A 12,304-nucleotide genomic window follows, 5' to 3' on the forward strand; every position below is an offset into this window, starting at 1 on the left:
CCCTCCCCAAGCCTCTCGCTTCCCTCGGGCAGGGGGTACGCGCGGGCACCCGCAAGTGCCCCTTCGGCCACTTTGGAGCGACTCTCGTGCGGCATTCACATAACCCGTCCGCAACACCACGCGCAAAATTTCCGTGAAGGAATGCGCGACCGCCGGGAAAATTGATCACCTACTGCTTCAGGTGCGGCTTCCCGCACCGTTCAGCCGGGCGTTCGGCCGCACCCGTGATCAATTCCGGAAACGTCCGGGATCCGGCGCCGGCAACCGAACGGAGTAGCGGAAGTCGTACGCTTGGAAGCGGACATATGTGGACGTTCGGCCACTCGGGAGGGTGTCCGGATGTGTGTAACGCGGGCGTTTCCCCTTGGCCGGAGAGCCGCTCCCACCTGCGAATACCTGCTTCCGGAGAGTCCGCGAAGCACGTTCCTGTCGTTGTTGTCAAGCCCCGAGATATGCCCTGACCTGCGAAAACGCCATTCAGAACCGCCGGTTTCCGTGTTACCCTGGATAGCCACGGAAGGGGTACCTGTCACATGACGTTCAAGGTTGGCGACACCGTGGTCTATCCCCATCACGGGGCCGCGCTGATCGAGGCCATCGAAACTCGCCAGATCAAAGGCGTGGACAAGACCTACTTGGTGCTGAAGGTCGCCCAGGGTGACCTGACGGTACGTGTGCCAGCGGACAATGCGGAGTTCGTCGGCGTGCGTGATGTGGTCGGTCAGGACGGGCTGGACCGGGTCTTCGAGGTGCTGCGCGCGCCGTACGCCGAGGAGCCCACGAACTGGTCCCGTCGTTACAAGGCAAACCTGGAGAAGCTCGCCTCCGGCGATGTCATCAAGGTCGCGGAAGTCGTGCGTGACCTGTGGCGTCGTGAGCGCGAGCGTGGACTCTCCGCCGGTGAGAAGCGCATGCTCGCCAAGGCCCGCCAGATCCTGGTGAGCGAGCTCGCCCTCGCGGAGAACACGAACGAGGACAAGGCCGAGGCCCTGCTCGACGAGGTCCTCGCGTCCTGACGCAGACGCTGTCCGGCTTGGCACGCTGAAGCTCCGCACACCCGATATGCCGCGGTGCCCGATGACACTTTCTCTGTCGCCGGGCGCTGCGGCATGTTTGCGTACGCCGTCGGGGGACCCCCGATACTAGGCGTGCCGGGCCCGGGCTGCTGGCTCGACCAGTGTCACGGAAGGGTCCGGTCAAGGCGTCGCGCCCGGCACTTCCCAGGCCATACCCACGCCAGGCCCGCACACAAACCTGACAGGAACCGATGTCTGACGATTCGCGTCCTTCGCGTACGGAACCGCGTACCGCACTGCGCACGGCAGCCGTGATTCCCGCCGCCGGCCGGGGCGTACGGCTCGGTCCGGGCGCCCCCAAGGCGCTGCGCGCGCTGAACGGCACGCCCATGCTCGTCCACGCCGTACGCGCCCTCGCCGCCTCCCGCGCCGTCTCCCTGGTCGTCGTCGTGGCCCCGCCCGACGGCGCGCCCGAGGTCAAGTCCCTCCTCGACGCCCACGCGCTGCCCGACCGCACCGACTTCGTCGTCGTCCCCGGCGGCGAGTCCCGCCAGGAGTCGGTCCGGCTCGGCCTGGACGCGCTGCCCCCGGACTACGACATCGTCCTGGTGCACGACGCCGCCCGCCCGCTCGTCCCCGTCGACACGGTCGACGCGGTGATCCAGGCGGTCCGTGACGGCGCCCCCGCGGTCGTCCCCGCGCTCCCGCTCGCCGACACGGTCAAGGAGGTCGAGCCGGCCGCCGTCCCCGGCGATCCCGAGCCGGTGCTCGCCACCCCCGAGCGGGCCCGGCTGCGCGCCGTCCAGACCCCCCAGGGCTTCGACCGCCGGACCCTGGTCCGCGCCCACGAGACGGTCACCGAGAACGTCACCGACGACGCCGGCATGGTCGAGCAGCTCGGCGGCCGGGTCGTCGTCGTCCCCGGCCATGAGGAGGCCTTCAAGGTCACCCGCCCCCTCGACCTGGTCCTCGCGGAGGCGGTCCTGGCCCGCAGGAGGCTCAACGATGGCTTCTGAGGTGATCCTCCCCCGGGTGGGCATCGGCACCGACATCCACGCCTTCGAGGAGGGCCGCGACCTGTGGTGCGCCGGCCTGAAGTGGGAGGGCGAGGGCCCCGGCCTGGCCGGCCACTCCGACGCGGACGTGGTCGCCCACGCGGCGTGCAACGCGCTGTTCTCCGCCGCCGGCCTCGGCGACCTGGGGCAGCACTTCGGCACCGGGCGCCCGCAGTGGTCGGGCGCGTCGGGCGTGACCCTCCTGGCGGAGGCGGCCCGCATCGTCCGGGCCGCCGGTTTCACCATCGGGAACGTCGCCGTACAGGTCGTAGGACCCCGCCCGAAGATCGGCAAGCGGAGGGACGAGGCCGAGAAGATCCTGTCGGACGCGGCGGGCGCCCCGGTCTCGGTCTCGGGGGCCACGACGGACGGCCTCGGATTCCCGGGCAGGGGAGAGGGCCTGATGGCTGTCGCGACTGCGCTGGTCGTCGGACAGGGGTGACCGGTCCCACCCAGGGGGCGCACACGACCGCGGCGCTCCACATACCGGTGCCATCCACTACCCTCGGCCCACTACCCTAGGTCCCGTGACTATTCGCCTGTACGACACCAACGCCCGGCAGATCCGTGACTTCACCCCGCTCACCGCGGGCTGTGTCTCGATCTACCTCTGTGGTGCCACCGTGCAGGCGGCGCCCCACATCGGGCACATCCGGTCCGGCCTGAACTTCGACATCATGCGCCGCTGGTTCGAATACCGCGGCTACGACGTGACGTTCATCAGGAACGTCACGGACATCGACGACAAGATCATCGCCAAGTCCGCCGACCAGGGCCGCCCCTGGTGGGCGATCGGCTACGAGAACGAGCGGGCGTTCAACGACGGTTACACCGCGCTCGGCTGCCTCCCGCCGACGTACGAGCCCCGCGCGACCGGGCACGTGCCGGAGATGATCGAGATGATGCGCGGGCTCATCGAACGCGGGTACGCCTACGAGGCCGACGGCAACGTCTACTTCGACGTGCGCTCCTACCCGGACTACCTCCAGCTCTCCAACCAGGAGCTGGACAACCTCCGCCAGCCCGAGGGCGAGGGCGAGACCGGCAAGCGGGACCAGCGGGACTTCGCGCTGTGGAAGGCCGTCAAGCCGGGCGAGCCCAGCTGGGAGACGCCGTGGGGGCGCGGCCGGCCCGGCTGGCACCTGGAGTGCTCGGCGATGGCCCACAAGTACCTCGGCGCGGCCTTCGACATCCACGGCGGCGGTCTCGACCTGATCTTCCCGCACCACGAGAACGAGATCGCCCAGGCCAAGGCGTTCGGCGACGACTTCGCCCAGTACTGGGTGCACAACGCCTGGGTCACCATGAGCGGCGAGAAGATGTCGAAGTCCCTCGGGAACTCGGTGCTCGTCTCGGAGATGGTCAAGCGGTGGCGCCCGATCGTGCTGCGCTACTACCTCGGCACCCCGCACTACCGCTCGATGATCGAGTACAGCGAGGAGTCGCTGCGCGAGGCCGAGTCGGCGTTCGCGCGGATCGAGGGGTTCGTGCAGCGCGTGGTGGAGCTGGCCGGGGGAGCGGTCGAGCCCTCGGCCGAGGTGCCGCCGGCGTTCGCCGAGGCGATGGACGACGACCTGGGCGTCCCGCAGGCCCTCGCGGTCGTGCACACCACCGTCCGGCAGGGCAACTCCGCCCTCGCCGCCGACGACAAGGAAGCCGCCGTCGCCCGCCTCGCCGAGGTCCGCGCCATGCTCGGCGTCCTCGGTCTGGACCCGCTGGACCCGCAGTGGTCCGGTGGCGCCGAGCAGGGCGAGGACCTGCACGGGGTCGTCGACACGCTCGTGCGGCTCGTCCTCGACCAGCGCGAGTCCGCCCGCGGCCGCAAGGACTGGGCGACCGCCGACGCCATCCGCGACCAGCTGAACCAGTCCGGCCTCGCGATCGAGGACAGCCCCTCGGGCCCGCGCTGGACCCTGAAGTCCTAGGCGCCCCCGAACGGAAGATCAACTGTGCCGCCCGGCCCCCCGGGCGGCACACTGCATAAGACGTACGTACCACACGAAGCTCACGGAGACGGGTAACTCATGGCAGCCAACAACCGCCGCATGTCCGGCAAGAAGGGCGCGCAGATCGGCAGTGGCGGCCAGCGGCGCCGGGGCCTGGAGGGCAAGGGTCCGACCCCGCCCGCCGAGATGCGCAAGGGACACAAGAAGAACCGCATCGCCACGGCCAAGGCCAAGCAGGCCCAGCGCCGTCCGGCGGCACGCGGCCGGGGCGGCAGGGGCACCTCCGAGATGGTCGTCGGCCGCAACCCGGTCGTCGAGGCGCTGCGCGAGGGCGTCCCCGCCACCACCCTCTACGTCCAGCAGTTCATCGACAACGACGAGCGGGTCCGTGAGGCCCTGCAGCTCACGGCCGAGCGCGGCGGCATCAACCTCATGGAGGCCCCGCGCCCCGAGCTGGACCGCATGACCAACGGCCTCAACCACCAGGGCCTGGTCCTCCAGGTCCCGCCGTACGAGTACGCGCACCCCGAGGACCTCGCCGAGGCGGCCTACGACGAGGGCGAGGACCCGCTGATCGTCGCCCTGGACGGGGTCACCGACCCGCGCAACCTGGGCGCCGTCGTCCGCTCGGTCTCCGCCTTCGGCGGCCACGGCGTGGTCGTCCCCGAGCGCCGCGCGGCCGGCATGACCGCCGGTGCCTGGAAGACGTCGGCCGGTACGGCGGCCCGTACGCCCGTCGCCCGCGCCACCAACCTGACCCGGGCCCTGGAGGCGTACAAGAAGGCCGGCATCGTGGTCGTCGGCCTCGCCGCGGACGGCGAGCACGAGATCGGCGACCTGGAGGCCCTCGGCGGGCCCGTCGTCATCGTCGTCGGCAGCGAGGGCAAGGGCCTGTCCCGACTGGTCGGCGAAACCTGCGACTTCCGGGTCCGGATCCCGATGCCGGGCGGCGCCGAGTCGCTCAACGCGGGTGTGGCGGCCGGGATCGTGCTGTACGAGTCGGCGCGGCGACGCGGGTGAACAAGCGTCCGTAACCTCACCCGGCCGGGTTAATTCCGGCGTCCGGGACATCCTTGACGGGGTCCGGACACATCCGGCGGGTCAAAGCAGTGTCCTAACTCCACGTCACTCGGTTAGATGAGTGTGGACACCAGAACACCCCGCACACCCACGGGGGACCGCTCGTCGGGATTCCGCTCCGGATTCGATTCCGGGCTCGACGACGCTCCCGCGCTGAGCATGGTGAAGGTGCCGAGCGATCCGGCGCAGGTCATCGTCAACCACGCGAGTTTCCGCGTGCAGCTGGGCGTATCGACACGGCGTACCCAATCCCCCCGGGTCGCACGGCACCTGAGCGCCACCGAGGACACCGCGCGCATCCCGGTCGCCGGCCCGGCGGGCAGAGCGGGGGCGGTGCCCGGCCGGCGCCGCCCGCTCGTCTGGAGCGGCAGGTCCGCGCCCGACGACACCGGCGCCCACCGGCTGCTCCAGGCCGTCCGGGGCGGCAGCGTCCGGCACGTCGAGGAGCCCGCCGAACCGGCGGGTGCGACCCAGGTCATCCCGCGCGTCGACGAGGGCTACGACGCCCTGGACCAGACCGTCGAGACCCCGGTGGTCGGCCACCCGCGCTCCCCGGCGTCCGGCGAGAGGCGGCTGCTCCCGGACCTGCCGGCGGTGGGCAGCGCCTACGACGAGCCGGCCTACGGCGACCCTTCCTATGACGAACCGCCCTACGGCGACGACGAGTTCGAGGACTTCGACGAACCGAGGTCGTCCCGGCGGGCCGGGGACGGCGACCCGGCCCGGCACGCCTACTACCCCGGCCGCCGGATGAACCTGGGCGTGGTCCTCCTCCCCCTGCGCATCTTCCTCGGCTTCATCTCCATCTACGCCGGCATGGGCAAGCTCTGCGACCCCGTCTACTTCGACGGCGGCAAGCGGGGCTCCATGGTCACCTGGCTCAACACGCTGCACCCGTGGGAGGTCGCCGAGCCGCTGCGACAGTTCGCCCTCCAGCATCCGGTCGGCTCCGGCCTCGTCATCGCCTTCTTCCAGGTGATCGTCGGCGTCCTGACCGTCCTGGGCTGCTGGCAGCGGGTCGCCGCGGTCGTCGGCGCGCTGCTCTCCGCCGCGCTCATCGTCACCGTCAGCTGGAAGACCGTCCCGGCCTACGACGCCCCCGACATCATCTACCTCGCCGCCTGGTCCCCGCTGATCATCGCGGGCGCCCCCGTCTACTCCGTGGACGGCCGCCTCGCGGGCAGCGCCTGGCGGCGGCTCGGCCCGCACTCCGACATCTGGGACCTGCGCGCCTACGTCCTGCGCCGCGGCGCCCTGATCACGGCCGTCACCATCGGCCTCACCCTCCTGGTCGGCTCGCTCCTGGGCGGTGCGGTCCGCGACTCCAGCCGGGTGGTCGTCCCCGGCCCCGGCGAGGCCCCGCGCAACAACCTCCCCGGCTCCCCGCTCCCCGGCGAGTCGGCCAAGCCCCACCGGAAGACTCCGTCGGCCTCCACGGCTCCCTCCGGGGGTGCCACGGCGAGCCCTTCGCAGGCGGCCACCACCCCGGGCGCCGACCACACCACGGGCGGCGCCACCACCACGACCCCCAGTGAGACCCAGGGCACGACGGGTCAGGCCCCGCCCCAGCACACCGCGCCCGCGCCGACCACCGCGGGACCCACCTCCGGCGGCACCGCGACCGGCGGCGCCTCCACCAGCGGCGGCACCGGCACCGGCTCCGGAAGCTCCGGCGGCGCCTCCTCCTCCGGCCAGCCCGGCCTGGTGGGCGGCCTCCTCGGCTGACACCCACGGCACACCACCGCAGCCCCGCCCTTCAGAGACGCGGGGCTGCGGTCGTGTGCCGTCCGCGACGCCATCGTGGCTGATCGCGCAGTTCCCCGCGCCCCTTACGGGGCGCTCCCGCACCCTCCGTCAGAAGCGCGGTAACCACCACGAAAAGCCCCACCCACCCGCACTCGACGAACATCCGTTCGCGCGCCCGGGAAAGGGGCGCGGGGAACTGCGCGAAAAGCCCCACGCACCTGCAGTCGACGAACTGCCGTCGTCCCCTGTTAAGGGGCGCGGGGAACTGCGCGAGAAACCCCACGCACCTGCAGTCGACGAACTGCCGTCGCCCCCTGTTAAGGGGCGCGGGGAACTGCGCGAACAACCCCCGCCCGCCCGCAGTCGGCGAGCAGGCCGCGCCCCCCTCTTCGGCTACCGCCCCAGCGAGGCCAGTTCCTTCGCGGCCTCCGTCAGGTCCTTCGCGGTGTCGATCGCCCGCCAGTACGCGCCCTGCGGAATCGTGAACCCGGCCAGCTGCCGGCTCCGCGCCAGGCCCGGGAACGTGGTGCGCTCGTGGTCCCCCCGCTCCGGCAGCATCGCGGCGAACTCGGGAGAGAAGACGTAGACGCCGGCGTTGATCTCGAACGTCGACGGCGGCGCCTCGATGAAGTCCGTGATGTGACCGAAGCCGTCGGTCTGCACGGCGCCCCACGGGATCCGCGGACGGGCCAGCGCCAGCGTCGCCACCGCGTCCCGCTCCGTGTGGAAGTCGGCCATGTCGCGCAGCGAGAACCGCGTCCAGATGTCGCCGTTCGTCGCGTACCAGGGCCGGTCGGTGTGGGGAAGGTGCGCGGCCGCGTACCTGAGCCCGCCGCCCCGGCCCAGCGGCTCGGTCTCCACCACCGTGGTGACGGAGAGCGGCAGGTCGGCCGATGCCAGCCACTTCTGCAGGACCTCGGCGAGATGGCCGCAGGAGACCACCACGTCGGTGACGCCCTCCTCGGCGAGCCAGGCCAGCTGGTGGCCGATGATCGGCGTGCCCGTACCCGGGATCTCGACCATCGGCTTGGGCCGGTCGTCGGTGTACGGACGAAGCCGTGAGCCCTGGCCACCGGCCAGGACCACGGCTTGGGTGGGGCGCAACGCGGCGTTCGGATGGGTCATGCCCGAACTCTACGACGCGCCCCGGGGGCGGCTGCACGCCGCAGGTGCGCCCTTAAGGAGCTGTTACCTGCTTCCCGACCGGGGTTCAACTGTGCGCGGCCAGCACACCCGACGCGAAGGACGTGTCGCAGACCGGGCGGGCGTACGACTGGGCGCGCGAGGCGCCGTACATCCGCACCGCGGCCCGGCCCAGCGCGCGGGCGATGGACGTGCAGTGCTTCGCCAGCGACGGGTGGCCGTTGACCGCCTGCTGGAGGTGGGTGAGGACCTGGCCCGGGTTCTTGTCCTGGAGCTCGGTCATCAGCTGCTCGCGCAGCGCGTCCTGTGGGGCCTGGGCGGCGACGGCCTTGGAGGAGACGTGCGCGTCGGTCACGTCGGTCGCGGTGAGCACCGAGCTCCGCGGGGACCCGGTCCAGTTGACGCGGGTGACCGCGAGGGTCCCGGAGAGCACCAGGACGACGGGCAGGACGAGGGCGAGAGTGCGGCCGATCCGGCGGGCAGGGCCGCCCCGGTGGCCGCTTCGCGTCTGAGGGGTGGTGGAGTGCTTCACGCGTGTGAGGGTAGCGTGCGGTAATGATTTGGCGACATTTAGTCACCGGTTCGAGGGACGGAGAAGGGCCGTGTTTCGCGTACGGGGTTGACGCACGCTGCTCGAAAACCACCCGCTTGCCGGGGTAAATCGAGGCAACGGAAAGGGCCCCGCAGCAGGCCGCGGGGCCCTTTCCGTCAACCTGGGTGAATTCACCCTGGTCAGAGGTTTCTCTGTTTGATCGACCGGCCGGATCGACCGGCCGGATCGCCCGATCGGATCGCTCAGTCGGAGAGACGCTCGCCCGTGGACGTCGAGAACACGTGGATCTCGCCCGGCCGCGGCACGACGTGCAGCGTGGCGCCCTTCTCCGGGACCGCGCGGCCGCTGACGCGGACGACCAGGTCCTTGAGGTCGTCGCCGACCTTGGCGCTGCCGTAGACGTAGCCGTCGGCGCCGAGCTCCTCGACGACGTTCACGGAGACCGCGAGACCGGCCGGGGCGTCCTCGGTGTCCTTGGACAGGGCGGAGGCGGCCTCGCCGTTGTGCTCGACGACGTCGAAGTGCTCGGGGCGGACGCCGACGGTCACCGTGCGGTCACCCTTGTCGCTGGCGGCCTTGAGCGCCTCGCGGTTGACCGGGACGACGCTGTTGCCGAACTTCACGCCGCCGTCGGTGATCGGGACCTCGACCAGGTTCATGGCGGGGGAGCCGATGAAGCCGGCGACGAAGAGGTTGGCCGGGCGGTCGTACATGTTGCGCGGCGAGTCGACCTGCTGGAGCAGACCGTCCTTGAGGACCGCGACCCGGTCGCCCATCGTCATGGCCTCGACCTGGTCGTGGGTGACGTAGACGGTGGTGATCCCGAGGCGGCGCTGCAGCGACGCGATCTGGGTACGGGTCGAGACGCGGAGCTTGGCGTCCAGGTTGGACAGCGGCTCGTCCATGAGGAAGACCTGCGGCTCGCGCACGATCGCGCGGCCCATCGCGACACGCTGGCGCTGACCGCCGGAGAGCGCCTTCGGCTTGCGGTCCAGGTACTCGGTGAGGTCGAGGATCTTCGCGGCCTCCTCGACCTTCTGCCGGATCTCCGCCTTGTTGACGCCGGCGATCTTGAGCGCGAAGCCCATGTTGTCGGCGACGCTCATGTGCGGGTAGAGCGCGTAGTTCTGGAACACCATGGCGATGTCCCGGTCCTTGGGCGGCAGGTGCGTGACGTCGCGGTCGCCGATGCGGATGGCGCCGGCGTTGACGTCCTCCAGGCCCGCGAGCATCCGCAGCGAGGTGGACTTGCCGCAACCCGACGGGCCGACCAGGACGAGGAACTCGCCGTCCTCGATCGCGATGTCGAGGCCGTCGACGGCGGGCTTGGTGGAGCCCGGGTAGATCCGGGTCGCCTTGTCGAACGTGACAGTGGCCATGGCTCAGAGGCCCCCTTCTACCGGCAGGAACGTGCCGGACGATCCGTTGTAGGAAGGTGGTTGGTGTAGTCCACTCGGGTAGTCCACGCGAGTGAACCGGATCAGGACGGTACCTGGCGTTCACCCTGTATGTCAGTACCTGGAGCCCTGTGAACTTCGCGGGAATTTTCGACAGGCCCCGCCCGGGACCTGGGTACACTGCACTGGCACGCACCCCGAGTGCGCGCGCGCCTCCTTAGCTCAGCTGGTCAGAGCGCCGCTCTTGTAAAGCGAAGGTCGTCGGTTCGAATCCGACAGGGGGCTCCGACAAGGTGGGCACGGAACTCGGCCTTGGGGTATCCCGGCGGCGTCGGCGGAGGGCACGACCACGCCGGTGGACCGCGCGGCATGGGTCGAACGGTTGACGTCGAGCAGCGCCGGGGTCCGCCCGCGTGAACGACGTCCTGGCGCATCGTCCCGCCCTGCGTGACCGCCTCGACGAACTCGTCTCCGGTTCCGATCCGGTCGCCGTCGCGGCCGGTGCCGTCCGTATCGGACCGCCGGTCACCCGTCCGGGAGTGATCGTCGCGGTCGGAGCGAACTACAGCGAACACGTTCGGCAGCAACCTGGCCGAGAAGCCGGTCCTGTTCGGCGAGCCGGTGACCTCGCTCGGCGGGCCGGCCGATCCCGTCGTCCGGCCCGTCGGGACCGCGCAGCTGGACCACGCATGCGAGACCGCCGTCGTGATCGGCCGGGGCGGGGGCGGCATCCGACCGGCGGTCGCACTGGCGCGCGGCACCCCGGCGCGTGAGGCGTTCATCTGCCGGCGGGAGGTGGAGCCAACTCGCCCGCTACGGCGACCGCGTGGAGTGGTGGGACACGGCTGAGCGGGGCGGGCCGGACCTGGCCGCCCTGCGGCTGGACGGCGGGGCGGCGGTGCTGTGCTGCGGGCCGGAGGGGCCGACGCGTGAGGTGGAGCCGGGTGGTGCGGGTCAGTGCCGTCCCGCCACCCGGTCCGCGACCCGGGCCAGCCGCGAGGACTCCGTGCTGGGGTGGAGGCGTTCGCGCTGGTCGGCGGTGCGGTAGGTGGCGTACATGCCCTGGACGCCGAGCCATCGGAAGGGTTCCGGCTCCCACTTGCGGACCTTGTGGTTCACCCACGGCAGCTCGGTCAGGGCGGTGCGGCCGGCCTGGCCGGAGTCGAGCTGGACGAGGTCCCGGAGGGTCCGGGCGGCCAGGTTGGTGGTGGCGACCCCGGAGCCGACGTAGCCGCCGGCCCAGCCGAGCCCCGTCGAGCGGTCCAGGGTGACGGTCGCGCACCAGTCCCGCGGCACCCCGAGCACCCCGGACCAGGCGTGCTCGACCGCGACCCCGGCCAGGGACGGGAAGAACCGCACGAGGATCTCGCGCAGCGCCTCGACCGTCGCCTCCTGCGTGCGGCCGTTGTTGTCCGTCCGCGAACCGAAGCGGTACGGCACCCCGCGCCCGCCGAGCGCGATCCGCCCGTCGGCCGTGCGCTGCGCGTACATGTACGCGTGCGCCATGTCGCCCAGGGTCTCCCGGCCCTCCCAGCCCACCGACGCCCACTGCTCCGCCGTCAGCGGCTCGGTGGCGATCATCGAGGAGTTCATGGGCAGCCAGGTGCGCTTCTGGCCCTTGAGGTTCGCGGTGAAGCCCTCGGTGCACCGCAGGACGTAGGGAGCGCGGACCGTGCCGTACGGCGTGACGGCCTGCTGGGGGCGGATCTCGGTGACCGGAGTGGACTCGTGGATGTCGACGCCGAGTGCTGCTACGGCCGCCACCAGGCCCTTCACCAGCTTCACCGGGTGCAGCCGGGCGCCGTGCGGGGTCCAGGCGCCGCCCACCGCGTCGGCGACGCGGATCCGCTCCCGGGTCTCACCGGCGCCGTACAGCTCGCGGTCCTTCTCGCCGTACGACAGCTCGTGCTCGTGGAAGGCCTTCAGGCGGGCCAGCTGGGCCGGGGTGGTGGCGACCTCCAGCACCCCGCCCTTGTGCAGGTCGGCGTCGATCCCCTCGGCGGCGGCGACCGCCACGACCTCGTCGACGGTCTCGTTCATGGCCTTCTGCAGGCGTACGGCGGCCTCGTGGCCGTGCAGCGCGGCGTACCGGTCGCGGCCGGCGATGCCGTTGTAGAGCCAGCCGCCGTTGCGGCCGGAGGCGCCGTAGCCGCAGAACTTCTGCTCCAGGACGGTGATCCGGAGGAAGGGCGCGGCCTTCTTCAGGTAGTACGCGGTCCACAGGCCGGTGTACCCGCCGCCCACGATCACCACGTCCGCCGAGGCGTCACCGGCGAGCGGCTCCCGCACCGCCGGGAGGCCGTCGTCCGCGTACCAGAAGGAGATGCCGCCGTTGACGACACCGCTCGCCGATCTGCTCATGACCTGG

The 12,304-nt window shown here is 71.4% G+C and carries 11 protein-coding genes and 1 tRNA gene; 8 read left to right on the forward strand and 4 right to left on the reverse strand.

Features of this window, described 5'->3' with window-relative positions; genetic code table 11:
• The first annotated feature begins 533 nt into the window (after positions 1–533).
• The 6 genes from BLW82_RS23300 (at position 534) to BLW82_RS23330 (ending at position 6,822) form a co-directional block, all read left to right on the forward strand.
• Entirely contained in the window at positions 534–1,016 is a 483-nt protein-coding gene (locus tag BLW82_RS23300) for a CarD family transcriptional regulator (protein WP_003953493.1), read from the forward strand.
• Between the two features lie 251 nt (positions 1,017–1,267).
• Positions 1,268–2,032 (forward strand): 2-C-methyl-D-erythritol 4-phosphate cytidylyltransferase, encoded by a 765-nt coding sequence (gene ispD / locus BLW82_RS23310; protein WP_093501401.1) that lies wholly within the window; start codon positions 1,268–1,270, stop codon positions 2,030–2,032.
• Positions 2,022–2,513, forward strand: a complete 492-nt coding sequence (gene ispF / locus BLW82_RS23315; RefSeq protein ID WP_093501403.1) for a 2-C-methyl-D-erythritol 2,4-cyclodiphosphate synthase — start codon at positions 2,022–2,024, stop codon at positions 2,511–2,513. The genes ispD and ispF overlap by 11 nt, the downstream gene beginning before the upstream one ends.
• Positions 2,514–2,598: 85 nt before the next feature.
• A complete protein-coding gene (gene cysS, locus BLW82_RS23320; RefSeq protein WP_093501405.1) occupies positions 2,599–3,996 on the forward strand; it encodes a cysteine--tRNA ligase in 1,398 nt (465 codons plus the stop codon).
• A 99-nt stretch (positions 3,997–4,095) separates the two neighbouring features.
• Positions 4,096–5,037, forward strand: a complete 942-nt coding sequence (gene rlmB, locus BLW82_RS23325) for a 23S rRNA (guanosine(2251)-2'-O)-methyltransferase RlmB (protein ID WP_093501407.1) — start codon at positions 4,096–4,098, stop codon at positions 5,035–5,037.
• Between the two features lie 117 nt (positions 5,038–5,154).
• Entirely contained in the window at positions 5,155–6,822 is a 1,668-nt protein-coding gene (locus tag BLW82_RS23330; RefSeq protein WP_177233041.1) for a DoxX family protein, read from the forward strand.
• A gap of 414 nt (positions 6,823–7,236) precedes the next feature.
• On the opposite strand, the gene BLW82_RS23335 is transcribed toward BLW82_RS23330, so the two are convergent.
• From BLW82_RS23335 to BLW82_RS23345, 3 genes are all read right to left on the reverse strand, one after another.
• Complete coding sequence (locus tag BLW82_RS23335; protein ID WP_093501411.1) at positions 7,237–7,968, reverse strand: nucleotidyltransferase family protein; 732 nt, start codon at positions 7,966–7,968, stop codon at positions 7,237–7,239.
• Positions 7,969–8,053: 85 nt separating this feature from the next.
• Positions 8,054–8,518 (reverse strand): hypothetical protein, encoded by a 465-nt coding sequence (locus BLW82_RS23340; RefSeq protein WP_093501413.1) that lies wholly within the window; start codon positions 8,516–8,518, stop codon positions 8,054–8,056.
• 263 nt (positions 8,519–8,781) lie between these two features.
• Positions 8,782–9,918, reverse strand: a complete 1,137-nt coding sequence (locus tag BLW82_RS23345) for an ABC transporter ATP-binding protein (protein ID WP_093501415.1) — start codon at positions 9,916–9,918, stop codon at positions 8,782–8,784.
• Positions 9,919–10,147: 229 nt separating this feature from the next.
• On the opposite strand from BLW82_RS23345, the gene BLW82_RS23350 reads away from it, so the two are divergent.
• A tRNA-Thr gene (locus BLW82_RS23350) sits at positions 10,148–10,221 on the forward strand.
• Between the two features lie 321 nt (positions 10,222–10,542).
• On the forward strand, positions 10,543–10,785 hold the full coding sequence (locus tag BLW82_RS46340; RefSeq protein WP_371131503.1) for a hypothetical protein: 243 nt from the start codon (positions 10,543–10,545) through the stop codon (positions 10,783–10,785).
• Between the two features lie 105 nt (positions 10,786–10,890).
• Here the strand turns inward: BLW82_RS46340 and BLW82_RS23360 are convergent, their stop codons facing one another.
• Positions 10,891–12,297, reverse strand: a complete 1,407-nt coding sequence (locus tag BLW82_RS23360; RefSeq protein WP_093501419.1) for an NAD(P)/FAD-dependent oxidoreductase — start codon at positions 12,295–12,297, stop codon at positions 10,891–10,893.
• Positions 12,298–12,304 lie beyond the last annotated feature (7 nt).

It is taken from the genome of Streptomyces sp. Ag109_O5-10 (genome assembly GCF_900105755.1).
Lineage (GTDB): Bacteria > Actinomycetota > Actinomycetes > Streptomycetales > Streptomycetaceae > Streptomyces.